Genomic DNA, 24469 nt, shown 5'->3' with positions numbered 1-24469 from the left:
GACGTCGGACAGTGCGGTCGGTGCGGGAGTCGGCGGTCGGGGTGGGGACGGTCAGGGATGGGGGTGGTCGCTGATCCACCAGGCGGCCGTCGAGCCGGGCAGGACGCCCGGGGCACAGGGGCCGCTGGCCAGCAGAGGGGTGCCGGCGACCGGCGCGGGCGTCGGGGCCGTACCGAAGTTGACGGCGCAGACCAGGCCGTCGCCGCGGACGAAGGCGAGGACGCCGGGCTGGGTGTCCAGCCAGCGCAGCGTCCCCTCACCCAACTGGGGCATTCCCGCTCGCAGTTGGAGCCCGTCGCGGTAGAGGTGCCAGAAGGACCGGGTGTCGGCGAGGGCGCGCTCGGTGGCGTACTCGGCGAAGTAGGCGGGCTGCGGCAGCCACGGCTTGGCGCTCTCGGCGCCGGAGGTGAAGCCGAACGGCGAGGCGTGTCCGGACCACGGCAGCGGCACTCGGCAGCCGTCCCGGATCCGGGCGCGGCTGCCGGTGCGGCGGTAGATCGGGTCGGTGAGCACGTCGTCGGGCAGATCGACGACCTCGGGCAGCCCGAGCTCCTCCCCCTGGTAGATGTACGCGGCTCCGGGCAGCGCCAGCATCAGCAGGGCGGCCGCGCGGGCGCGGGCGGCGCCCAGCCCGCTGCCCTCGGTGCCCAGTTCGCCGTAGCGGGTGACCGTGCGGACCTGGTCGTGGTTGTTGAGGACCCAGGTGACCGTCGAGCCGGTGCCCGCGATGTCCTGCATGGCGTGGGAGATGACCTTGCGGAAGGCGTCGGCGCTCCAGGGCGCGCTGAGCAGGTCGAAGAAGAAGGCCTGGTGCAGTTCGTCGTGCCGTACGTACAGGGCGTGTTCGCGGGCGGTCGGCACGGAGACCTCGCCGACGAGCAGCCGCTCCCGGCCGTCCTGGGCGGTGTACTCCTCGCACACCGAACGCCAGTGCCGCCAGACGTCGTGCACCTCGGGCTGGTTCCAGGCGAGCGGGTTGACGGAGTCCCGGGTGCGGGCGTCGGCCTCGGGATCGGGCGAGTCCGGCAGCCCGGGGTGCTTGTAGAGACCTGCGGCCACGTCGATGCGGAAGCCGTCGACGCCCCGGTCGAGCCAGAAGCGCAGGACGTGGTCGAAGTGGGCGCCGACCTCGGGGTTGCGCCAGTTCAGGTCGGGCTGCTCGGGCGTGAACATGTGCAGGTACCACTGGCCGGGGGTGCCGTCCTGTTCGGTGACCCGGCTCCAGGCGGGGCCGCCGAACATGGCGTGCCAGTTGTTGGGCGGCTCCGCGCCGCCCGGGCCCCGGCCGTCGGCGAAGTGGAAGCGGGCGCGGGCCGCACTGCCCGGCGCCGCGGCCAGGGCCTCCTGGAACCAGGGGTGCTCGCCCGAGCAGTGGTTGGGGACGATGTCGAGGAGCACCTTGACGCCGAGCCGCCGGGCGTCCGTCATCAGCAGGTCGAACTCGCCTAGGTCGCCGAAGAGCGGGTCGACGTCGCAGTAGTCGGACACGTCGTAGCCGTGGTCGTGCTGCGGCGAGGGATAGAAGGGGCTCAGCCAGACCCCGTCGACCCCCAGCTTCTTGAGGTAGGGCAGTCCGGCCCGTACCCCGGCGAGATCGCCGATGCCGTCCCCGGTGCTGTCCAGGAAGCTCCGGACGTAGACCTGGTAGATCACTGCGTCGCGCCACCAGTGGTGCATGTTGAGCGTCACCCGTTGACCTGTCTGTGCGTGCCTCCGGTTATGCATGCATGTTAAGTAGGCGTGTCGCGCAGGTGTCAACGAGTCGATCGAATCCATCTGAGAGTTGGGATTTTATATCCGCACTTTTCCACCTCGAAAGCGAAGAACGAGACGGTCGTGTTACTTAACATGTAACTATGATCCTGCCGGAGTGCGGCGAAGGAGAGGCTCAGCCTCGGCGCGAGATGTCCGCAAGCTCCCGCGCCAGGCGTCGCACCGCGGCCTCGGGCGTCTGATGCCCGGTCATCGCGTCGTGCACCACGGCCTGCACGGCCAGGCTGACCTGGTCGTAGCGCGGACTCTTGGGGCGCGGCGCCGCCGCGCGGACGCTCGCGCGGAGCGTCGGAAGATAGGGGAACCGCCGGATCAGCTCCGGGTCCTCGTAGAGCGCGGTCCGCACGGGCGGCAAGGCACCCTTGGTCAGCACCTGCCGCTGCATGCGCTCGCTCGTGAGATACGCGATGAGGCGCGCCGCGGAGTCGGGGTGCCGTGCATGCGCGCTGACCGCGAGATTCGAACCGCCGAGCACGCTCGTACCCGGCCCGTCGGGTCCGGGCAGCGGCACCGCGCCCACCTTGCCGGCGACCGGCGAGCCCTGGGCGGAGGCACCGACATAGGCGTACGGCCAGTTGCGCAGGAAGAGGAGGCGCCCGTCCTGGAAGGCCTGCTTGGACTCCTCCTCCTTGTAGGCCAGCGCCTTTTCGGGGATCCAGCCGTCGCGCACACCGCGGGCCAGGAAGCCGATGCCCTCGCGGGCCGCCGCCGAGTCGACGGTGACCCGCTCGCCCTCGTCGCCGAGGATGCTGCCGCCCGCCGAGTAGACCGCCTCGGCGGCGTTCACCGTGAGCCCCTCGTAGGGCAGGAACTGGCCCGCGTAGCCGTCGAGCCCGTGCTTCGGCGCGATGGTCCGCGCCTGTTCCTCCAGCTCGGCCCAGGTTCGCGGCGGCGGGACACCCTCCTTGTCGAGGACGTCCTTGCGGTAGAGGAGCAGTCCCGCGTTGGTGACGTAGGGAACCGCGTACAGCCGGTCGTCGTACGTCGCCGTGTCCACGACCGGCCGGAGGAACCCGTCGAGCGGGAAGCGGTCCCGGGACAGCGGCGAGATCCAGCCCGCGGCGGCGAACTCCGAGGTCCAGGCGACGTCGATGTTCAGGACGTCGAAGCGGCCCCGGCCACCGCCGCGCAGGTCGGTGGTCATCTGCGCCCGGGTCTCGTCGGCGGAGTCCGGCAGTTCGACGAGGGTGACCTTCTCGCCGGGGTGGGTGCGGTTCCAGCCGTCGAGCAGCGGTCCCAGATAACCGGTGAGGTCCCCGGCGGTGGCCAGAGTGAGCGGGCCTCGCCCGCCGCCGCGCGCCCCGTCGGCCTGCACGCCCGAGGCGACGTATCCGGTCAGAACCACGGCCGCGACCAGGAGCCCCCTACCCGCGGCATGCAGCCACCGCATAGGTTCCTCCCTGGTACACCCGGCTGCCGGGCGCCTTCACCCGGAGTCAGAGGCCATGTATACCCGTTAGGTATGGGCGATACTAGGGCCTGCGGCACATCGGCCCCGGGCACCCGGGCCTGCGGCACCCGACAAGGACCGGAGAAGGGGGAGGAGAGCACGAGTGCGGCTGCCCCTCCTGGCCCTGCTGGCACGCGGCCCGGCCCACGGCTACGAGCTCAAGCAGGACCTTGAGCAACTGCTGGGTGCCGCGTACCCTCAGCCGAACGTCGGCCAGATCTACGTGACGCTCGGCCGCCTCGAGAAGTCGGGACTGATCGAGGGCGAGGAAGTCGAGCAGTCGAGCCGGCCCAACAAGAAGATCTACCACCTCACCGACGCCGGGCGTGAGGCCTTGCGCGCCTGGTACGAGGAGACGGCGGACGAGCCGCGCGTGCGGGACGAGTTCTTCATGAAGCTCGCCCTCGCGCCGCGGACCGGACTCGCCGACCAGATCGCCCTGATCAACAAACAACGACGCGAGTACCTGAACACCATGCGCGACCTGTCGAAGCTCGCCGCGGCCGAGAGCCGGGACAACCGCATCTCCCAGCTGCTCATAGAGGGCGCCATGCTGCATCTGCAGGCCGACCTCGACTGGCTGGAACGGTGCCAGGAGGAACTGGAGGAGCTGGAATGAGCCGCACCGCTCCTTCGCCGCGTGCCGAGGGCGCGCCCCTGTTGCGTGCCGAGGGCCTGGTCAAGACCCACCACGGCGAGGGCGCCCCCGCGCACGCCGTGCGCGGCGTGGACCTCTCCGTACGACAGGGCGAGTTCGTGGCCGTCACCGGCCCGTCCGGCGCCGGCAAGTCGACCCTGCTGCATCTGCTCGGCGGGCTCCAGAGACCGGACTCCGGCAGCATCTGGCTGGACGGCGAGTGCACGGACGCGTACAGCGAGGCCCGCTGGGCCGTCGAGCGCCGGCGCCGGATCGGCATCGTCTTCCAGTTCTTCAACCTGGTGTCGAACCTGTCGGTCGCCGACAACGTCGAGCTGCCCGCCCTCCTCGCCGGCCTCTCCCCCCGACAGGCGCGCGCCGAGCGTGAGGGGCTCCTCGCCGAGCTGGGCCTGGAGGGCAAGGAGCGCAGCATGCCGGGCGAGCTGTCCGGCGGCGAGCAGCAGCGCGTGGCGCTGGCCCGAGCCCTGGTCAACCACCCTCGGCTGCTGCTGGCCGACGAGCCCGCGGGCAGCCTCGACAGCAAGGGCACCCGGGAGGTGACCCGGCTGTTGTCGCGGTTCCACCGACGCGGCCAGACCATCGTGCTGGTCACGCACGACGCACGGCTCGCGAGCGCCGCGGACCGGGTGATCAGCTTCTTCGACGGCCGCATCGCCGACGACGCGGTGCTCGACAGCCCGCCCGCCCGCGGCAAGGGGATATCCGGCGTGCTGGAACTGAGGGACTGAGCGCGTGCCCGAGCCTTCGCCCCGGATCCCCTCCCGGGCCCTCTCCCCCGTCGGTTTCCCCTTCCACGAGCCGAGAGGCTGAGCGGGCGTGCGGGCCACCCTGCGCTGGGCGCACGCCGATCTGCGCTCGCATCGCGGCGAGGCGCTGTTCATCGTGCTCGCCACCGCCGGGATCGTCGCCTCGCTGCTGCTGGCCACGGCCCTCTTCGGATACGCGACCAACCCCTGGCAGCGGGTCTTCACCCAGTCGCAGGGCGCGCACGTGTGGATCCACACCGGCCCCTCGGCCGACGCCGGAAGACTCGCCGGAGTGGAGGGCGTGGAGTCCGTCGCGGGCCCGTACCCCACCGCCGCCGCGACCGTCGAGTCGCGCGGCACCCGTGCCTCCGTCGAGCTGCGGGGTACCACCGACCGGCCCTCGACCGGCCGTCCGCTGATCACCTCCGGCCGCTGGCTCGACTCGGCCACGCCGGACGGTGTGGTGCTGGAGAGCAGCCTCGCCCGGGCCCTGTGGGCCGAGCCCGGGGACACCCTCACCGTGCCCGGCACCGGGCGGACCCTGACCGTCCTGGGCGTCGCGGACGGCGCCGAGCCCCGCTACAGCCCGGGCGAGCGGTCGGGCCTCGTGTGGGCGCTCCCCTCCGCCGTGCAGCGCACCGACGGACGCGGCGGCCAGGTGGCCGGACTGCGGCTGACCGACCCCGACGACACGGACTACGCCGTCCAGCGGGCCGTCACCCTCCTCGGCGCCAAGGCGGTCAGCGACGTGTCCAGCTGGCAGCAGGCCCGGGCCGAGGCCCAGGGCGGCAACCGGCTGCTCGGCCAGATCCTCGGACTGTTCGGCCTGGGTGCCCTGCTCGCCGCCGCGCTCGCGGTGCACGGCGCGATCGGTACCCGCATCCGCGGCCATCTCCGGGACATCTCCGTCCTGAAGGCGATCGGGTTCACACCGGGCCAGGTGGTGCGGATCTTCCTCCTCCAGCACGTGGCGTTCGCGCTCCTCGGCGCCGTGCTCGGCGCCGCCCTCACCCAGGCCCTGGGCAGCCGGGCACCGGGGCGTCCGGGGGACGCGGTCGGGGTGTGGCAGGGCCTGCCGGGACACACGGCCGCGCTCCTCGCCGTACCCGTGGTCGTGGTGCTGTTCATCGCCGCGACGACCGCACTCGCGGCCTGGCGGGCGGGGCAGGTGCCCCCGGTGCCGGGGCTGCGGGCCGCGGCACCGCTCGGCGGCCGGCTCTCCGGCCCGGCGCGCTCGGCGCTCGGGCTGCGGCTGCCGTCGGCGCTGGTCCTGGGCTGGCACAAGGCGTTCTCCCGCCGCCCGCGCTCGCTGGCCACGGTGGCCCGGCTGGCCCTGCCGCTGCTGCTCATCGTCGTGGCCATGAGCGCGTGGACCACCATCGACCGCTTCCAGAGCAGGCCCGACCGGATCGGTCTCGCGGCGGCGCTGACCGTACGGGCGGACGAGAACCTGAACGATCCGGACGTACGCGCCCTGCTGGCCCGGAATCCGCAGGTCGCCGCCGTCCATCCGGGCGTCGAGGTGGCCGCCCTGGTCCCGGGCCAGACGGGCACGATCGCACTGCGCGGGCTCGGCACCCGCCGGGACCCCTATCCGTTCTCGCTGGCCGAGGGCCGCGCCGCGCACGGGCCCGACGAGGCGGTGGCCGGTCAGGGACTGCTCGACCTGCTGGACGTGCGCGTCGGTGACTGGGTACGGATGACGGTGGGCGCCCGGCCCCAGGTCCTGCACATCGTGGGGCGGAGCATCGAGCCGGAGAACGGCGGCCGGGTCATCTCCACCTCGCTCGACACCCTCCGGGAGAACGACCCGGGGCTCCGGGCGACCCTGTACCAGCTCCAGCTGCGCCCCGGCGCCGACCCGCACCGGGTGGCCGCCGCGCTGACCGCCGTCACGCACGGCGACGTCAGCGCGTACGCCGTGCCCAACCCGGCCGACGGACTGTCGCCGCTGCGCGCCGTCGTCGCGGGGCTGATCGCGGTGCTGGCGCTGATCGGTCTGATCGAACTGCTCACCGCGATCGGCGGCACCGTGCGCGAGGGCGAACGAGACCTGCTGGCCCTGAAGGCGATCGGGCTGACCCCGCGGCAGATCACCGCGGTCACGGTGACGGCCACGGCGTGCACGGCGCTGGCCGCGGTCGTCGTCGCAGCGGCGCTGGGGGTGCCCCTCGCGCACTGGCTGATCGACGCCCAGGGCAGGTCGAGCGGCATCGGCGCCGGGATCGCCCGGGGGCCCTCCCCCGTCCTGCTGCTGCTCCTCGGCGCGGCCGCCGTGCTCGGCGCCGCCGCGCTCGCCGTGCTGCCCGCGGCCCGGGCGGCCCGCCGCAGACTCGCGGACACGCTGAGCGCGGTGGCCTGAGCCGCCGGGTCGGGCCGCGTCAGGACCGGTACGGCGACTGCGGCTGCTGGGGCGGTCCGTACGGGTTGCCCTGGACATACGGCGGGTGCGGCACGCCGTTTCCCGGTGGATACGGCTGGCCCGGAGGTGCGTAGGGCTGCCCCGGCGGCACGTACGGCTGACCGGGAGGCGCGTACGGCTGGCCCGGCGGCGGGTACATGTTCCCCTGGGGCGGCACGAACCCGTTGTGCGGTGTGTACGGCCGCGTCTGCGGGAGCGTCGCCGGATGCGCGGACAGCCGGATCCCGTGGTGGCGTCGGAGCCGGTGCGTCTCCAGGGCGGCGATGCCCGTGACCGTCAGCGGGGCGCCCAGGATGAAGACGACCCCCAGCTTGAAGCTGAGCCCGTGCAGATCACCGGTGACCAGGTCCGGAAGGGCCATCAGCCATGTCGTCACCGTGGCGAGCAGCGCCGGCAGGGCGCGGTGCACGGCGGCGGAACCGAAGAAGTTCCCGGACAGCTGCACGGCCCCGTACATCAGGAAGCCGGTGATCCACATCGCCGGCAGGCCGAGCACCACCGTCCAGATGGCGCCGAGCTGGATCGACAGCTGCCACAGCAGCACCGTCCCGACGACCATGCCGATGAAGAGCAGCAGCAGTTTGAGCGAGTTGAACAGGGACCCTCGCAGCTCGCGGATCCTGCCGGTGCGCCGCCAGACGAAGAGCATCACGCCCACCGTCAGAGGTGTGATGAACAGCAGGACGAGGGCCGCGACAACGATGTTCTCCAGGATCTCCCTGAAGTCGAACCTGCCCTCCACGAACGTGTACACGCCGAACGCCGCGACGGCCCCGGCGACGACGCGCACCCGCTTGAGGCGCTCCACCGACGGATCGACCGCCGGCGGGATCCACGCCGGGTGGAACACCGCCTGGGCCACGGCCTTGGGCTGCAGAATCGACGCCACCGACAGGTTGCGGCTGAGCCATCTTCCGCGCGAACCAGCCATGTTCAGCTCCCCCGAGCCCTCGACGCCATGATCGGCCGGAATTCTACGGGAGGCGGACGCCTGACGTGCCGTCCGCCTCCCCACCCACACGACTACTCCACGCCTACTTCCGGCCCCGCAGTTCCCGGTACTTGGCCACGAGCGCAGTGGTGGACTCGTCGAGGCCAGGCACCTGAGCCCCCTCCGTCAGAGCGGGCTCGACGCGCTTGGCGAGGACCTTGCCGAGCTCGACGCCCCACTGGTCGAAGGAGTCGATGTTCCAGATCGCGCCCTGCACGAACACCTTGTGCTCGTAGAGGGCGACGAGCTGGCCGAGGACCGACGGGGTGAGCTCGCGCGCGAGGATCGTCGTCGTCGGGTGGTTGCCCCGGAACGTCTTGTGCGGCACCAGCTCCTCGGGCACGCCCTCCGCCCGCACCTCGTCCGGGGTCTTGCCGAACGCCAGCGCTTGCGTCTGGGCGAAGAAGTTGGCCATCAGCAGGTCGTGCTGCGCCTTCAGCCCGTCACTGAGCTCCGCGACCGGCTCGGCGAAGCCGATGAAGTCCGCGGGGATCAGCTTCGTGCCCTGGTGGATGAGCTGGTAGTAGGCGTGCTGCCCGTTGGTGCCCGGTGTGCCCCACACGACGGGGCCCGTCTCCCACTCCACCGGGTGCCCGTCGCGGTCCACGGACTTGCCGTTGGACTCCATGTCGAGCTGCTGGAGGTACGCGGTGAACTTGGACAGGTAGTGCGAGTACGGCAGCACCGCGTGCGCCTGCGCGTCGTGGAAGTTGCCGTACCAGACACCCAGCAGGCCGAGCAGGAGGGGCACGTTGGACTCGGCGGGCGCGGTCCTGAAGTGCTCGTCGACGAGATGGAATCCGTCGAGCATCTCCCGGAAGCGGTCCGGACCGATCGCGATCATCAGCGAGAGACCGATCGCGGAGTCGTACGAGTAGCGGCCGCCGACCCAGTCCCAGAACTCGAACATGTTGGCCGTGTCGATGCCGAAGTCCGCGACCTTCCCGGCGTTCGTCGACAGTGCCACGAAGTGCTTGGCGACGGCTTCCTGACCGGCCTTCAGCTCGGTCAGCAGCCAGTCGCGCGCCGAGGTCGCGTTGGTGATCGTCTCGATGGTGGTGAAGGTCTTCGAGGCGATGACGAACAGCGTCTCGGCCGGATCCAGGTCCCGCACGGCCTCGTGCAGGTCGGCCCCGTCGACGTTCGACACGAAGCGGACCGTCAGATCCCTGTCGGTGAAGGACCGCAGCACCTCGTAGGCCATCGCCGGGCCCAGGTCGGAGCCGCCGATGCCGATGTTCACCACGTTCTTGATGCGCTTGCCGGTGTGCCCGGTCCACTCGCCCGAGCGGACGCGCTCGGCGAAGCCGGCCATCTTGTCGAGGACCGCGTGCACCGCCGGTACGACGTTCTCGCCGTCGACCTCGACGACCGCGTCGCGCGGGGCGCGCAGCGCGGTGTGCAGGACCGCCCGGTCCTCGGTCGTGTTGATCTTCTCGCCGCGGAACAGCGCGTCCCGCAGGCCGGCCACGTCCGTCGCCGCGGCCAGCTCGCGCAGCAGCCGCAGCGTCCGGTCGGTGACCAGATGCTTGGAGTAGTCGACGTGCAGATCACCGACCTGAAGCGTGTACGCGGCGCCGCGTCCCGGGTTCTCCTCGAACAGCTCGCGCAGGTGCGTCTCGGCGAGTTCCTCCCGGTGCTTGGCCAGAGCGGTCCACTCGGGCGTCTGGTTGAGCCTGGTACGGCTTTCTGCGTTCATCTCGGACTTCCGCCTCTTTCCTGCCTGTGCTGCGTACCTTGCCCCGCTGCCGGTCCCAACCTAATTGATCAGGGAGTGACGTGAGCTGTCGTCCCGTCGTCGTCCGGTTCAACAACAGATACGTCCGGCTCGAGCGCGGGTATCAGCGCGACGACGGACAGAACGAAGAAGGCGGCCGCGAGCAGCGCCGGAGTGTTCAGCCCCCAGGCGGTGGCCACGAGCCCGCCCAGCAGTGCGCCCAGCGGTGCTCCCGCGACGGCCAGGGTGCGGAAGGCCGAGCTGACGCGGCCGAGCATGCCGGCGGGACTGCGCTGCTGCATCAGCGTCCGCGTGTTGACGTTCCACACCATCCCCATGAACCCGAAGACGGCGAGGCTCGCGACGAGCGCGGCCAGGTTGCGCACGGATCCCATCACGACGAGGGCGCCGATCTGTACCGCGCCGGCCAGCAGCACCCCGCGGATCCGCCCGACGCGCTCCACGAGCCGCCGGTTCACCACTCCCCCGGCCAGGCTGCCGACCGTGTACGCGGTCATCGCCGCCGCGTACCCCGCCTCTCCCGCGTCCAGCCGACCGGTCACGAGCAGCACCATCGTGGCGATGAGAGCGCCCATGCCCACGTTGCACAGTGCGGTGGCGGCGCAGAGTCCGCGCAGCACCCTGTCGCCCCACAGTGCGCGCAGCCCTTCGGCGATCTCCCGGCGCAGGGTGTCGCCCGCCGGTCTCGGCGCGTGCCCGGGCGCGGCGATCCTGAGGGAGGCCACGAGCGCGGCCGCCACCAGGAAGGTCACCGCGTCGGCCGCGAAGGGGACGGCCGCTCCCGCGGCGAGCAGCAGCGGTACGAGGGGCCCGGCCAGGAGGCCGCCCGCCATCTGTTGTCCGGTCATCAGCCGGGAATTGGCGCTGTCCAGCGTCTCCTTGCCCACCAGCGCGGGCAGCAGGGCCGTGGAGGCGTTGTCGAAGAGTGTCTGCAGGGTGGTCAGGGTGACGGCCAGCCCGATGAGCAGGGCGATGGAGGCGTGCCCGAGCCAGACGGCCACCGCGAAGGCCCCCATCAGCAGACCTCGGGTCAGATCCACGGCCCACATGGCGCGTCGCTGGTCCACCCGGTCGGCGACGGCCCCGCCCAGCAGCCCGAAGACGATCCAGGGCAGATAGCCGCAGGCGGTGACGGACGCGACGAGCAACGGCTCGTCGGTCAGCGTGACGGCCAGCAACGGCAGCGCGGCCGTGCGCAGCGCGTCGCCGAAGCTGGAGAGCACGGCGGCGCTCCACAGCCGTCCGAATCCCCCGCGCCACGCGGGCGCGCCGATGTCTTTCGTACCGACCGTCGCCACCGTGTCCCTCCCCCGGATTCCGTTGATCCAGAAACCGTAGAGGGCACCACTGACAATGGGCCGCGGAGCTGTGCGGCCAAGGACGTAGGAGAAATACGTCCGGTCGGACAATGGGTTTGTCGAAAGACACTTCCGGCCGGGCACCTCGCGGTGTCCGGCCGGATCTCAATTCCTAGATTTCGCCCCGCAGTTTGGCGAGCGCCTCGGCGAGGATCGCCTCGCCGTCCGCGTCGCTGCGCCGTTCCCGTACATACGCGAGGTGCGTCTTGTACGGCTCGGTGCGCGGCGGGTCCGGCGGGTTGTCCCGGTCCTGTCCGGCGGGAAAGCCGCAGCGCGGGCAGTCCCAGGTGTCGGGGACCTGCGCGTCGCTGGCGAAGCTGGGCTGCGTCTCGTGCCCGTTGGAGCACCAGAAGGAGATGCGCAGCCGGGGCGCGGACTCGCCACGCTCGGCCTCGCCCATCGGCCCCGCCCCGACCCGGCTTCCTCGGATCGCGTTGCCACTTGCCACGGTCGTAACTCCCTGCGTGATGGTGCCGCGAAACGAGTCGGCGTGACGCTTCGCTGCGAGCGCCTCAGTCTACGTAAGGCCCAACGCGCGTCCAGTGATTCGAGTTACACCCTGCACACAGACGCAAGCCCCATGATAGGCCGCGCCTGCGGGCGCGCACCGGACATGGGGCCTTACGTGCGGAATGTGCTTGCGTAATGTGCGTTTGTGCTGCTGTGGCGATGTCGGCCAGTGATCAGTTGTTGACCTTCATCAGAATGCCCAGCACCACAATGCACGCGAACCACAGCAAACCGACCACCACGGTGATGCGGTCGAGGTTGCGCTCGGCGACCGAGGATCCACCGACGGACGACTGCATGCCGCCACCGAACATGTCGGAGAGGCCGCCGCCCTTTCCCTTGTGCATCAGCACCAGCAGCATCAGCAACAGGCTGAAGACGATCAGGGCGATCGAGAACCCCATAACCACGGCTGGACCAACTTCCTCGGACTTAGACGGACGACGGGGGCCGGTGCTTCGGGTTCGAAGCCTCCCGGCCCCCGCAAGGGTACGACGTAACACCGCTACCGCATACTCGCAGCCTGGCGGTTCACGTCCGGAGTGCGACTTACTGGTCGCGGAACCGGACGATCTTGACGAACTCGTCGGTGTCCAGCGACGCGCCACCGACCAGGGCGCCGTCGATGTCGGGCTTCGCCATGATCTCGGCGACGTTCCCGGACTTCACCGAACCGCCGTACTGGATGCGGACGGCGTCGGCCACTTCCTGCGAGTACAGCTCGGCGAGCTTGCCGCGGATCGCCGCGCAGACCTCCTGGGCGTCGTCGGCGCCGCAGACCTTGCCGGTACCGATGGCCCAGACCGGCTCGTACGCGATCACGATCGACTCGGCCTGCTCGGCGGGGACGTCCTTGAGGCCGCCCTCGACCTGGGTGAGCGTGTGCGCGACGTGGTTGCCCGCCTCGCGGACCTCCAGCTCCTCGCCCACGCACAGGATCGGGGTGAGGCCGTGCTTGTGGGCGGCCTTCACCTTGGCGTTGACGATCTCGTCGGTCTCGGCGTGGTACTGGCGGCGCTCGGAGTGGCCGATCGCCACGTACGTGCACTTGAGCTTGGCCAGCATCGAGCCGGAGATCTCGCCGGTGTAGGCACCGGAGTCGTGCGCCGAGAGGTCCTGGGCGCCGTACTTGATCTTGAGCTTGTCGCCGTCGACCAGGGTCTGTACCGAACGCAGGTCCGTGAAGGGCGGCAGGACCGCGACCTCACAGGCGTCGTAGTCCTTGTCGGCGAGGGCGAAGGCGAGCTTCTGGACGTGCGCGATGGCCTCGAGGTGGTTGAGGTTCATCTTCCAGTTGCCCGCCATCAGCGGCGTGCGAGTGGTCATACGGGGTCAGTCCTCCAGTGCGGCGAGGCCGGGGAGCGTCTTGCCCTCGAGGTATTCGAGGGAGGCGCCACCGCCGGTCGAGATGTGGCCGAATGCCGTCTCGTCGAAGCCCAGGATGCGGACGGCCGCGGCGGAGTCGCCGCCGCCGACGACCGTGAAGGCCGGGGAGTCGAGAAGGGCCTGGGCGACCGCCTTGGTGCCCTCGGCGTAGTCGGGGTGCTCGAAGACGCCCATGGGGCCGTTCCAGAAGACGGTGGCGGCGTCGGCGAGCTTCGAGGCGTACAGCTTGCGGGTCTCAGGGCCGATGTCCAGGCCCAGCTGGTCGGCGGGGATGGCGTCCGCGGCGACGGTCTCGGGGTTCGCCGGCGCCTTGGTCTTCAGGTCCGGGAACTCGGTGGAGGTCAGCACGTCGACGGGGAGGACCAGCTCGACGCCGTTCTTCTGCGCCCGCTCGATGTACTCCTGGACGACCGGGATCTGGTCCTCCTGGAGGAGGGAGGTGCCGACCTCGTACCCCTTGGCCTTGAGGAAGGTGAACACCATGCCGCCGCCGATGAGGAGGCGGTCCGCCCTGCCGAGCAGCTGGTCGATGACAGCGAGCTTGTCGGAGACCTTCGAGCCGCCGAGGGCGACGACGTAGGGCCGCTTGACGTCCTCGGTGAGCTTCTTCAGCACACCGACCTCGGTGGCGATGAGGAAGCCGGCGGCGTGCGGCAGCCGCGCCGGGAGGTCGAAGACCGATGCGTGCTTGCGGTGCACGGCGCCGAAACCGTCGCCCACGTACACATCGGCCAGGGCGGCCAGCCGATCGGCGAACTCGCCGCGCTCGGCGTCGTCCTTGGACGTCTCGCCGGCGTTGAAGCGCAGGTTCTCGACTACCGCGACCCGGCCGGGCTCCAGCCCGTTCACGGCGTCGTGGGCGGCGGGGCCGACGGTGTCCTGGGCGAACGCCACGGGCGCGTCGAGGAGCTCAGCGAGCCGTTCGGCGGCGGGCCGCAGCGAGAAGGCGGGGTCCGGGGCGCCCTTGGGGCGTCCCAGGTGGGAGGCGACGACCACCTTGGCGCCGGCCTCGGCGAGGGCCTTGACAGTCGGCAGGACGGCACGGATGCGGCCGTCGTCGGTGATCCGGCCTTCGGCGAGCGGCACGTTCAGGTCGGCGCGCACGAAGACCCGCTTGCCGTCGACCCCTTCGGCGAGAAGTTCGTCGATCGTCTTCATAAGTGGACTCCTAGGGTGGCTCTTGCGTCCCAGAGGGCTGATCGCTCAGCACGTGCCACAGGGCCCGGGGTGCGCGGCGGTGCGCTGCCCGGGCCCTGTGCTCACATCGAGGTGCCTTGCTTCTTGGACCTAGAGCTGGTCGCCGACGAAGACCGTGAGGTCGACGAGGCGGTTGGAGTAGCCCCACTCGTTGTCGTACCAGCCGAGGATCTTCACCGAGTTGCCCTCCTGGACCATGGTCAGGGAGGAGTCGAAGGTGCAGGAGGCCGGGTCGCCGACGATGTCCGAGGAGACGATCGGGTCCTCGGTGTAGGTCAGGAAGCCCTTGAGGTCGCCGTCGTCGGCGGCCTTCTTGAACGCGGCGTTGACCTCGTCCTTGGTGACCTCGCGCTGCAGCGTCACGACCAGGTCGGTGGCCGAGCCGGTCGGGACCGGAACGCGCATCGCGATGCCGTCGAGCTTGCCCTTGAGCTGCGGGAGGACCAGGGCGGTGGCCTTGGCCGCGCCCGTGGTGGTCGGGATGATGTTCTCGGCGGCGGCGCGGGCGCGGCGCAGGTCCGAGTGCGGGAAGTCCAGGATCCGCTGGTCGTTCGTGTACGCGTGGACCGTGGTCATCAGGCCCTTGACGATGCCGAAGTTCTCGTCGAGAACCTTGGCCATCGGCGCCACACAGTTGGTGGTGCACGAGGCGTTCGAGATGACGTGGTGGTTGGCCGCGTCGTACTTGTCCTGGTTGACGCCCATCACGATGGTGATGTCCTCGTCCTTGGCCGGAGCCGAGATGAGGACCTTCTTGGCGCCGCCGGCGATGTGCTTCTCGGCGTCGGCCTTCTTGGTGAAGATGCCGGTCGACTCGATCACGATGTCGACGCCGAGGTCGCCCCACGGGATGTCGGCGGGGTTGCGCTCGGACAGCACCTTGATGGTCTTGCCGTCGACGGTGATCGTGTCGGCGGTGTGGGACACCTCGGCCTTGAGGCGGCCCAGGATGGTGTCGTACTTGAGCAGATGTGCGGTGGTCGCGGTGTCACCCAGGTCGTTGACAGCCACGATCTCGATGTCAGCACCCTGCTCCAGCAGCGCGCGGAAGTAGTTACGACCGATGCGGCCAAAGCCGTTGATGCCTACGCGGATCGTCACGAAACCGATCTCCTCGTTGGTACGCCGGGTTCGACACCGGCGAGCTGTATGGGATGTCCCCGACCGCCTACGACCCTACCTCCCTGAGGCTCCCGTGGTGACATCGAGATACCCCATACACGGCAGGGCGGTCCGTACCCGCCAGTAGGGGTACGGACCGCCCGGGCTCGAAGCCCCGGTGTTCGACCGTGTCAGCCGCGCAGGGCGGCCAGCGCCTTGCCCAGCAGGGCCGTGCGGTCGGCCGCCGCGGTGACGTGCTCCAGGCCGAAGCCGAACAGCACGGTGTCACGCGTGGTGACCGCTCCGTACGTCTTGAAGAGCTCGCCGGACAGGCCCCAGTCGTTGACGACCGCGGGGCTGCCCGCGGGCGGCCCGGGAACCTTCCAGGCGCCGAGCGACGTCTCGAAGCCCTCGGTCTCGCCGGCCGTGCCGCCGAGGACGACGGAGGCGTTGTCGGCGAGGACTCCGTGGCCGCCGGAGCCCGGGTCGCTGATGTAGCTCAGCGACACCTCCACCGTCTTCCCGGCGTACGCGGACAGGTCGAACTCGACCTGCTGCCAGCCGTCCGAGGCCCCGGTGAAGCTGTTCCAGGAGCCGCTCGTGCCGGTCGGGGTGCAGCCGCCTTCGCCCAGGGTCAGATAGCGCTTGAGGGCGGGGTGCGCCTGGATGAAGTAGCCGGCCTCGCACTCGGCGGGCACCGCGGTGCCGGTGGCGCCGCCCTTCTCCGGGAGCGTGGTCCAGTCGTCGGCCCCGGCCGTGTGCGCCTCCAGGGCCGCGTGGTCGTAGCCCTCCTCGGTGTCCCACAGGAGCCTGGTGCGCAGGGTGGGCGCGTCGGCCGCGCTCACCGAGGTGAGGTCGATGGTGCGGGTGAGCCGGTTCCAGGCGTAGTCGGAGTGGGTGACGGCCGCCATGGAGGTGCCCGCGTACGGGCCGTACGGGTTGACGGTGCCCGGGTACGCTCCGGCTCCGGCGCTCGCGAACTGCGGGAACGTGGAGACGGGCAGGGTGTCCGAGGTGACGCTGTAGGCGCCCGCCGCGTTCAGCGGGTTCCCGGGCGTGTCGCCGAGCGGGCCCGCGGCACCCCCGAGCTTCCCCGAACCGGTGAAGGCCGTGACGCCCGGAGTGGTCGTGCGGGAGTAGGCACCCAGGTAGTACTGGCTGAAGTCGTTGGTCAGGGCGCCCGGCAGCGCGACCTGGCCACCTGCCTGCTCGCCCGCCTCGATCAGCTTGCCGCCCTCGTTGAGGTAGGCGCGCAGCTGCAGCTGGGTGGTGTAACCGGGGCGGTCGGCTCCCGTGTAGTGGACGACCGTCTTGAAGTGGCCGAGGACGCCGAGCGCGTCGGGCGCGCCCTGGGTGGTGACGTCCCAGACGAGGGCCTTGCGGCCGTTGGCCTTCAGGGCGTCGACGTACAGCTGTGCCTTCGTCGCCGCGGCACCTTCCTCGGCGACCACCAGCGTGTCGGCGCGCGGCCGTTCGGCGATCGTGTACGTGAAGCGCTCACTGGAGGTGGGCTTTCCGCTGCGGGTCTCGCCGGTGAACCAGATCTCGACCTTGTCGCCCGGCTCACCGTCCTGGACCGGGGCGCGGTACTCGTCGAAGTAGCGGTTGTCCTCGCCTCCGAAGGTCTCGCCGCCCTTCCAGGGCTTGAGCGCCTGGTCCCACGTACGGCCGTTGTTGACGCGGTACTTGAGCTCCTTGTCGCGTACCGACCTGCGGGCGACCACCGAGATCTCCTGGTCGGCGCCCCGGGAGTACGACGTCGCGAAGGGGGCCGGAGTGAAGTCGGGGGCGTCGACGCCGACCGAGGACTTCGGCCGGTCGGGCCTGGCCGCCGACTCGGCGACGGAGAGCGCGAACGGGACGTTCTTCGCGAACTCCTGCTGGATCAGCTTCTCGTCGTCCGGGAAGGTGAAGACCGAGGCGCAGTCCGCGGCGTTCCAGGCGTCGTTAGGGTCGAAGTTCGACACGGTCTGGCAGGTCGACATCTCGGGGGTGAACATCGCCGTGCCGTTGACGTTGGACGCGTGTCCGTCGGCCTCGCCGTTGGTGGTGTAGAGCTCGGAGGAGACCTGCGGGTGGTAGCCGGGGACCGCCGGGTTCTCGGGCGTGCCCGCCAGGGACTTGTAGAGCACGTCGTCGGGGCTCGGGGTCGCCACCTGCCAGCCGACCCCGTAGAGGATCAGTTCGGCGGCGGAGTGGTAGTTGATGCCGTACTCGAAGCCGATGCGCTTCTGGAAGGCGTCGATCGCCTTGGTCTCGGGCTCGGAGCCGGGGCTCGCGCCGCGGTAGGTCTGACTGGTCGGGTACGGGGACGAGCCCTCGTTGTCGTAGCCCCACTTGTAGGCGAAGTTGCGGTTGAGGTCGACGCCGTCGCCGACCGTCCAGACGCCGTCGCCGTTGACGTCACGCATGTTCTTGCGCCACTGGCGGTCACCGTCGGCGTCGAACGTGAAGTCGTAGCCGTCGGGGTTGGCGGAGAGGACGAACCACAGCTCGGTGGAGTTCACGAGCTTGGTGATCCGCTGGTCCTTGCCGTAGTTGTCCAGGTAGTGGTGCATCAGGCGCCGGGTCATCTCGGGCGTGATCCACTCACGGGCGTGCTGGTTGGACATGTACAGCGTGGAGGGCTTGGCGCCGTCCTTGGTCTTCTTGGCGTTCTTGGTGAGCTTGACGGCCAGGATGTCCTGCCCCTGGAGGGTCTTGCCGATGGAGACGACCTTCGTCAGGGACGGGTTCTGCTGCCCCGTTCTGACGATCTCCTCCTTCAGGTTGCCCTTGCCGCTGTACGGCCGGTAGACGCCGTCCCCCGCGGCCGCCACGCGCGCGCGTGCCTTGGCCGAAAGTTTGTGCTCGGTGAGATCGACGCCCTTCTTCTCCAGGCGGTCGGCCTCCTTGTCGGTGAGGTAGACCTCGACCGTGGCCGTGCCCTTGCGGGGTACTCGTTCACCCAGTTCGTGACTGTCCTGGCCCGCCGCGAGGAGCAGGGGTACCTGTTCCTTCGTGACGTCCGCGCGGAACACCTTGACCTCGTCCGCGCCCGGGTCGGCCGCGGCACCGGGTTCGGCCTGCGCCATGGGTGCGATGGCCACTCCGCCGAGCAGGAGTGCGCCGGCAGCGAGGATCGATCTCGCTCTTCGTCTCATGAGCCCCCCTTGCAGTAGTCCGCCACAGCGGCGAACAGATGCCAGGCTCATGACACTTCATGGTCAAGTCAAGAGTGCCTCAAGGACAGCGAAACGCCGGTGCGGTTACCCCAAATGGGCGCGCGCACCGGCGGGTTGGCGATTTCGGGGCCGGCGGCCGGGAGGCCGGCGCGGTCCGGTCCTCGAATCAGCCCACGAGGTTGTCGGCCATCTCCTCGGTGAGCGTGGACTCCGTGCCCGGGATGCCCAGGTCCTGGGCCCGCTTGTCGGCCATGGCGAGCAGTCGGCGGATACGGCCCGCGACGGCGTCCTTGGTCAGCGGCGGGTCGGCGAGCGCGCCCAGCTCCTCCAGGGAGGCCTGCTTGTGATCCATGCGCAGCCGTCCGGCGGCCGCGAGGTGCTCCGGGACCTCGTCCGCGAGGATCTCCAGGGCACGCTGCACGCGGGCTCCGGCGGCGACCGCGGCACGGGCCGACCTGCGCAGGTTGGCGTCGTCGAAGTTGGCGAGGCGGTTGGCGGTGGCGCGGACCTCGCGGCGCATCCGCCGCTCCTCCCAGGCCAGCACGGACTCGTGGGCGCCGAGGCGGGTGAGGAGCGCTCCGATGGCGTCTCCGTCGCGTACGACGACCCGGTCCACGCCGCGCACCTCGCGGGCCTTCGCGGGGATCGACAGGCGGCGGGCGGCGCCGACCAGCGCGAGCGCGGCCTCCGGGCCCGGGCAGGTCACCTCCAGCGAGGACGAGCGGCCGGGTTCCGTGAGCGAGCCGTGGGCCAGGAACGCCCCGCGCCAGGCCGCCTCGGCGTCGCAGGTGGCCCCCGAGACCACCTGCGGCGGCAGACCCCGGATCGGGCGTCCACGGCCGTCCACGAGGCCGGTCTGGCGGGCCAGCTGGTCACCGCCGGCGACGACCCGTACGACGTAACGGGAGCCGCGGCGCAGACCGCCGGGCGCCATCACGATCAGTTCGGAGCTGTGGCCGAAGATCTCCAGGATGTCCCGCTTGAGCCGTCGTGCCGCCATCGCGGTGTCCAGCTCCGCCTCGATCACGATGCGGCCGCTCACCAGGTGAAGGCCGCCCGCGAACCGCAGAATGGAGGAGACCTCCGCCTTTCTGCAGCAGGTCCGGGTGACGGGAAGCCGGGAGATCTCGTCCTTCACCGCTGCCGTCATCGCCATGGGCCGATCCTTCCATGCATCCGAAAAATACGGTCGTACGCGGCGGCCAACAGCTCCGGATCGTGCCTCGGAGTGCCGTCGGTCCTGGCCACCGGCGCCAGCTCGACCGCTGCGCCGAACCGCTCGGCGGCTTCGGCGAGTGACTCGCGGTCGGGCACGGCGGCCTCGTCGGCCAACACCACGTCCAGGGCGAGTTTAGGGGCGTGTCGTCCCAAAACCTCCAAATGACGCTGCGGTGAGAAGCCTTCTGTTTCTCCGGGTTGCGGAGCGAGGTTCAGCGGGAGGACCCGGCGCGCCTTCGTCTCGGTGAGGGCGTCGAGCAGCTCGGGCACGAGCAGGTGCGGGATCACCGAGGAGAACCAGGAGCCGGGGCCGAGGACCACCCAGTCCGCGTCGAGGACCGCGGCGACGGCCTCGGGCACGGCCGGCGGGTCGTGCGGCACGAGGTGCACGGACTGCACCTCGCCGGGGGTGAGCGCCACGGTGGCCTGGCCCCGGACGGTGTCGACGTCCTCGGGCCGCTCCGGGTCGTGGCCCCTGACCAGCGCCTGCAGCTCCAGGGGTACGGCGGACATGGGCAGCACCCTGCCGTGCGCGCCGAGGAGCCTGCCGACCAGGTCGAGCGCCTGCACGTGGTCGCCGAGCTGCTCCCACAGGGCGACGATCAGCAGATTGCCGACCGCGTGCTCGTGCAGCTCGCCCTGGGACTGGAAGCGGTGCTGGATGACGCGGGCCCAGGTCTGACCCCAGTCGTCGTCGCCGCACAGCGCGGCCAGGGCTTTGCGCAGGTCACCGGGCGGGAGCACGCCCAGCTCGTCGCGCAGGCGGCCGCTGGAGCCGCCGTCGTCGGCGACCGTGACGACCGCGGTGAGGTCGCCGGTGATGCGGCGCAGGGCGGCGAGTGAGGCGGACAGCCCCATGCCCCCGCCGAGCGCGACGACCTTGGGCTGGGCGCCGCGGCGGCGCGGCTTGGCACCGCGGGCCTCGGCGGGCTTGCCGCCGCGGCCCTCGGCGCCGACCCGCCGCAGCCGGCTCAGCCGCAGAGAACGTCCATTCATTCGCGGCCCATGTCCCGGTGGACGACGACCGTCTCCACTCCCTCGGCCACCAGGCGGGCGGCGAGCTTCTCCGACGTGGCGACGGAGCGGTGCTTGCCGCCGGTGCAGCCGACCGCGATGGTCACATAGCGCTTGCCCTCACGGCGGTAGCCGGTCTGGATCAGGCGCAGCAGCTCGGCGTACCGGTCGAGGAACTCCTTGGCGCCGGGCTGGTTGAAGACGTACGCGGCCACCTCCTCGTTGAGGCCGGTGTACTGGCGCAGCTCCGGGACCCAGTGCGGGTTGGGCAGGAACCGCATGTCCACGACGAGGTCGGCGTCGACCGGGAGGCCGTACTTGAAGCCGAAGGACATGACGGTGGCCCGCAGCTCGGGCTCCTCCTCGCCCGCGAACTGGGCGTCCATCTTGGCGCGCAGCTCGTGCACGTTCAGGCTGGAGGTGTCGATCACCAGGTCGGCGTCGCCGCGCAGCTCGCGCAGCAGCTCGCGCTCGGCGGCGATGCCGTCGACGATGCGGCCGTCGCCCTGGAGGGGATGCGGCCGGCGCACCGACTCGAAGCGGCGCACCAGGGCCTCGTCGGAGGACTCCAGGAAGACGATCCGCCGGGTGACGTGCTTGGTCGCCAGGTCGGCGAGGGAATCTCGGAGGTTGTCGAAGAAGCGGCGGCCGCGGACGTCGACGACGACCGCGATCCTCGCCACGTTCCCCTGCGAGCGGGCGCCGAGCTCCACCATGGTGGGGATCAGCGCAGGAGGCAGGTTGTCGACGACGAACCAGCCGAGGTCCTCCAGACACTTGGCGGCGGTCGACCGGCCCGCGCCCGACATCCCGGAGATGATCACCAGCTCCGGGATGGCCGCCTCGGGGACGCCGGGCGTCTCGATGGTGGTGCCCGTGTTCACTTCCGCTCCGTCTTCCTTCGCCGCTTCGCCGGCCGCGTCGTCCGCCGCCGGCTCCTGCGGGCGATCCTCGCGTGCCTGCTTGTGCGATGCCTCGGTCTCAGCTGTGTGCGGTGCCCCGGCTGCGGCCGTGCGCGGCTCTTCGGTCTCCGCCGTGCGTCCTGCCGAGGGTTCTTCCTGCTGGTGCTCGGTCATCTCTCCTGCCCCCGTCGTTCGTCCGGGGCGCCCGCGGACACGGGCTCCCCTGCGGCACCCGCCGTCGTTTCGGGTGCCTCTTCCACGCGTTCCTCGTCTTCCATGATCTCTCCGGTCGCGGTGTTCACGGCGGGGGCCGCCGGGGCCGCCCGGGCGAAGGCCACAGCGACGGCCTCGGCCGTCTTGCGGCCTATGCCGGGAACCTCGCAGATCTGGTCGATTGTCGCGGATCGCAGGTTTTTCACCGAACCGAAATGCTTGATCAGCGCCTGCTTGCGCGTCTCGCCGAGTCCCGGCACGTCGTCGAGCGGGCTCGCCCTGAAGCGCCGGGCCCGCTTGGCGCGCTGATAGGTGATCGCGAAGCGGTGCGCCTCGTCGCGCACACGCTGAAGAAGATAGAGCCCTTCGCTGGTACGTGGCAGCACCACCGGGTCGTCCTCGCCGGGCAGCCACACCTCTTCCAGGCGCTTGGCGAGGCCGCAGACGGCGATGTCGTCGATGCCCAGCTCGTCCAGGGCCCTCTGGGCGGCCGCGACCTGCGGCTTGCCGCCGTCGACGACGACCAGCTGCGGCGGGTACGCGAAGCGCTTGGGCCGCCCGTCCTCCTCGGTGGGACCGGACTCGCCGTCGGCCCACTCACCGGTCTTCTCCTTCTCGCCGAGGTAGCGCTTGAAACGGCGGGTGATCACCTCGTGCATGGACCGGACGTCGTCCTGGCCCTCGAAGCCCTTGATCTGGAAGCGCCGGTACTCGCTCTTGCGCTGCAGCCCGTCCTCGAAGACGACCATCGACGCCACGACGTCGTCGCCCTGGAGGTGCGAGATGTCGTAGCACTCGACGCGCAGGGGCGCGCTGTCCAGGCCGAGTGCCTCGGCGATCTCCTCCAGGGCCCGGGAGCGGGTCGTCAGGTCGGAGGCGCGCTTCGTCTTGTGCAGACCGAGCGCCTGGAGCGCGTTGCGCTGGACCGTCTCCATGAGGGCCTTCTTGTCACCGCGCTGCGGGATCCGCAGTGACACGTTCGACCCGCGGCGCCCGGTGAGCCATTCCTGGACGGGCTCCACAGGGTCGGGCAGCGCCGGGACGAGCACCTCCTTGGGTACGGAGTCGCCGGTCTCCTCCCCGTACAGCTGCTGGAGCGCGTGCTCGACCAGGTCGCCGGTGGTGACCGCCTCGACCTTGTCGGTGACCCAGCCGCGCTGGCCCCGCACCCGGCCGCCGCGGACGTGGAAGATCTGTACGGCGGCTTCCAGTTCGTCCTCGGCGAGCGCGATCAGGTCGGCGTCCGTCGCGTCGGCGAGCACGACGGCGCTCTTCTCCATGGCCTTCTTGAGGGCCCCGATGTCGTCGCGCAGGCGGGCGGCGCGCTCGTACTCCATGTCCTCGGCGGCGTCCGCCATCCGCCGCTCCAGGCGGCGGATGTACGTGCCCGTGCGGCCGGCCATGAAGTCGCAGAACTCCTCGGAGAGTTCGCGGTGCTCCTCGGCCGAGACGCGTCCGACGCAGGGGGCGGAGCACTTTCCGATGTAGCCGAGCAGGCAGGGGCGGCCCGTCCGCTCGGCGTTCCGGAACACGCCGGCGGAACACGTCCGCACCGGGAAGGCGCGCAGCAGGAGGTCCACGGTGTCGCGGATCGCCCACGCGTGCCCGTACGGACCGAAGTAGCGCACGCCCTTCTTCTTGTGACCGCGCATCACCTGCACCCGCGGGAACTGCTCGTTCAGGGTGACCGCGAGGTACGGATAGCTCTTGTCGTCGCGGTACTTGACGTTGAACCGGGGGTCGAACTCCTTGATCCAGGAGTACTCCAGCTGGAGCGCCTCGACCTCCGTGGACACCACCGTCCACTCGACCGACGCCGCGGTGGTGACCATCGTGCGCGTACGCGGGTGGAGGCCGGAGAGGTCCTGGAAGTAGCTCGCCAGGCGCTGGCGCAGGCTCTTCGCCTTCCCGACGTAGATCACCCGGTGGTGCTCGTCGCGGAATTTGTAGACCCCCGGCGAGTCGGGGATCTGTCCCGGCTTGGGGCGGTAGCTGGAGGGGTCGGCCATGTCTCACACCCTACTGGCGGGGTGTGACAGCGCGACGGCCTGTCGGCGCCCGGCCGGACCCGGTCCGGCCAGGGACTACCGCGACTCCAGGAAGGTCAGGACGGCCGGCACCCGGCGGTGGCCGTCGGCGGCCTCGGGGAGGCCGAGTTTCCCGAGGATGCTCCGCAGGTGCTTCTCGACGGTGCCCCCGGTCGCCCAGGGACGTCGGCCGATGCCGGCGTCGGAGCAGCCCTCGGCCATGAGCTCCGGGGCGTCCTCGACCTCCACGATGGCGGACAGGACGAGAATGCCGAGGTCGGGATACCGCTCGCGGATGCCGCGGGCCGCTTTCAGCCCCTCCGTGGAGTGGGTGGGCGGCATCCCGATGTCGACGATCACCTGGTCCGGGAGATGCTCCTCGACCAGGTCCACAAGCGCGCCGGCGTCGCCCGCCCGGCCCGCCACCTCGTGGCCGAGCCGCTCACAGGGGCTCACCGGCCCCTCTCTGAGCAGGACGTCGTCGGCGGCCAGCACACCCTCCCGCGCGCGGGAGGGTGTGCTCCGTCCATGGTGCTCATCGTCCGCTCGGCCGCCCGGTATCGCACCCGTCTGCGGTACTTGTCCGCGGTACGCGTCCAAC

Annotated in this window: 19 protein-coding genes; 3 read left to right on the top strand and 16 right to left on the bottom strand. The window is 70.8% G+C overall.

The window, feature by feature from the left end; genetic code table 11:
• Window positions 1–51: 51 nt before the first annotated feature.
• A complete protein-coding gene (locus tag O1Q96_RS11710; RefSeq protein ID WP_269248105.1) occupies window positions 52–1725 on the bottom strand; it encodes a glycoside hydrolase family 13 protein in 1674 nt (557 codons plus the stop codon).
• A 163-nt stretch (window positions 1726–1888) separates the two neighbouring features.
• Window positions 1889–3163 (bottom strand): ABC transporter substrate-binding protein, encoded by a 1275-nt coding sequence (locus tag O1Q96_RS11705; protein WP_269248104.1) that lies wholly within the window; start codon window positions 3161–3163, stop codon window positions 1889–1891.
• 163 nt (window positions 3164–3326) lie between these two features.
• Here O1Q96_RS11705 and O1Q96_RS11700 point away from each other — a divergent pair, with 163 nt between their 5' ends.
• The 3 genes from O1Q96_RS11700 to O1Q96_RS11690 all read left to right on the top strand — a co-directional run bounded on the left by O1Q96_RS11700 (window position 3327) and on the right by O1Q96_RS11690 (window position 6989).
• Complete coding sequence (locus O1Q96_RS11700; RefSeq protein ID WP_269248103.1) at window positions 3327–3842, top strand: PadR family transcriptional regulator; 516 nt, start codon at window positions 3327–3329, stop codon at window positions 3840–3842.
• Entirely contained in the window at window positions 3839–4609 is a 771-nt protein-coding gene (locus O1Q96_RS11695) for an ABC transporter ATP-binding protein (RefSeq protein ID WP_269248102.1), read from the top strand. The genes O1Q96_RS11700 and O1Q96_RS11695 overlap by 4 nt, the downstream gene beginning before the upstream one ends.
• A gap of 88 nt (window positions 4610–4697) precedes the next feature.
• A complete protein-coding gene (locus O1Q96_RS11690) occupies window positions 4698–6989 on the top strand; it encodes an ABC transporter permease (protein ID WP_269248101.1) in 2292 nt (763 codons plus the stop codon).
• A 19-nt stretch (window positions 6990–7008) separates the two neighbouring features.
• Here the strand turns inward: O1Q96_RS11690 and O1Q96_RS11685 are convergent, their stop codons facing one another.
• From O1Q96_RS11685 to O1Q96_RS11620, 14 genes are all read right to left on the bottom strand, one after another.
• Window positions 7009–7980, bottom strand: coding sequence for a DUF3824 domain-containing protein (locus O1Q96_RS11685; protein ID WP_269248100.1), 972 nt, complete (start codon window positions 7978–7980; stop codon window positions 7009–7011).
• A gap of 103 nt (window positions 7981–8083) precedes the next feature.
• Window positions 8084–9739 carry a glucose-6-phosphate isomerase gene (gene pgi / locus O1Q96_RS11680; protein WP_269248099.1) on the bottom strand — a complete coding sequence of 552 codons (1656 nt, stop codon included), beginning with the start codon at window positions 9737–9739 and terminating at the stop codon, window positions 8084–8086.
• A 68-nt stretch (window positions 9740–9807) separates the two neighbouring features.
• Window positions 9808–11076 (bottom strand): MFS transporter, encoded by a 1269-nt coding sequence (locus O1Q96_RS11675; protein ID WP_269248098.1) that lies wholly within the window; start codon window positions 11074–11076, stop codon window positions 9808–9810.
• A gap of 172 nt (window positions 11077–11248) precedes the next feature.
• Window positions 11249–11584, bottom strand: coding sequence for an RNA polymerase-binding protein RbpA (locus tag O1Q96_RS11670; RefSeq protein ID WP_003957010.1), 336 nt, complete (start codon window positions 11582–11584; stop codon window positions 11249–11251).
• Window positions 11585–11819: 235 nt separating this feature from the next.
• Entirely contained in the window at window positions 11820–12050 is a 231-nt protein-coding gene (gene secG, locus O1Q96_RS11665) for a preprotein translocase subunit SecG (protein ID WP_009300451.1), read from the bottom strand.
• Window positions 12051–12195: 145 nt separating this feature from the next.
• Window positions 12196–12972: a triose-phosphate isomerase gene (gene tpiA, locus O1Q96_RS11660; protein WP_217460280.1), complete on the bottom strand. Its 777-nt coding sequence runs from the start codon at window positions 12970–12972 to the stop codon at window positions 12196–12198.
• Window positions 12973–12978: 6 nt separating this feature from the next.
• Window positions 12979–14190, bottom strand: a complete 1212-nt coding sequence (locus O1Q96_RS11655; protein WP_269248097.1) for a phosphoglycerate kinase — start codon at window positions 14188–14190, stop codon at window positions 12979–12981.
• A gap of 129 nt (window positions 14191–14319) precedes the next feature.
• On the bottom strand, window positions 14320–15330 hold the full coding sequence (gene gap / locus O1Q96_RS11650; RefSeq protein ID WP_269248096.1) for a type I glyceraldehyde-3-phosphate dehydrogenase: 1011 nt from the start codon (window positions 15328–15330) through the stop codon (window positions 14320–14322).
• Between the two features lie 191 nt (window positions 15331–15521).
• On the bottom strand, window positions 15522–18473 hold the full coding sequence (locus O1Q96_RS11645; RefSeq protein ID WP_269248095.1) for a M14 family metallopeptidase: 2952 nt from the start codon (window positions 18471–18473) through the stop codon (window positions 15522–15524).
• A 187-nt stretch (window positions 18474–18660) separates the two neighbouring features.
• On the bottom strand, window positions 18661–19650 hold the full coding sequence (whiA, locus tag O1Q96_RS11640; RefSeq protein WP_269248094.1) for a DNA-binding protein WhiA: 990 nt from the start codon (window positions 19648–19650) through the stop codon (window positions 18661–18663).
• The gene (locus tag O1Q96_RS11635; protein WP_217460275.1) at window positions 19641–20708 is read right to left on the bottom strand and encodes a gluconeogenesis factor YvcK family protein; all 1068 of its coding nucleotides are present in this window, start codon (window positions 20706–20708) and stop codon (window positions 19641–19643) included. The genes whiA and O1Q96_RS11635 overlap by 10 nt, the downstream gene beginning before the upstream one ends.
• Window positions 20705–21802 (bottom strand): RNase adapter RapZ, encoded by a 1098-nt coding sequence (gene rapZ, locus O1Q96_RS11630; protein WP_269248093.1) that lies wholly within the window; start codon window positions 21800–21802, stop codon window positions 20705–20707. The genes O1Q96_RS11635 and rapZ overlap by 4 nt, the downstream gene beginning before the upstream one ends.
• Window positions 21799–23850, bottom strand: coding sequence for an excinuclease ABC subunit UvrC (uvrC, locus tag O1Q96_RS11625; protein WP_269248092.1), 2052 nt, complete (start codon window positions 23848–23850; stop codon window positions 21799–21801). Before uvrC ends, rapZ begins: the two co-directional genes overlap by 4 nt.
• Window positions 23851–23925: 75 nt before the next feature.
• Entirely contained in the window at window positions 23926–24363 is a 438-nt protein-coding gene (locus tag O1Q96_RS11620) for a response regulator transcription factor (RefSeq protein WP_269248091.1), read from the bottom strand.
• Window positions 24364–24469 lie beyond the last annotated feature (106 nt).

It is taken from the genome of Streptomyces aurantiacus (assembly GCF_027107535.1).
Taxonomy (GTDB): Bacteria; Actinomycetota; Actinomycetes; order Streptomycetales; family Streptomycetaceae; genus Streptomyces.
Note: the sequence above shows the minus strand (reverse complement) of the source record. Positions and strands in the feature narration are given on the sequence as shown.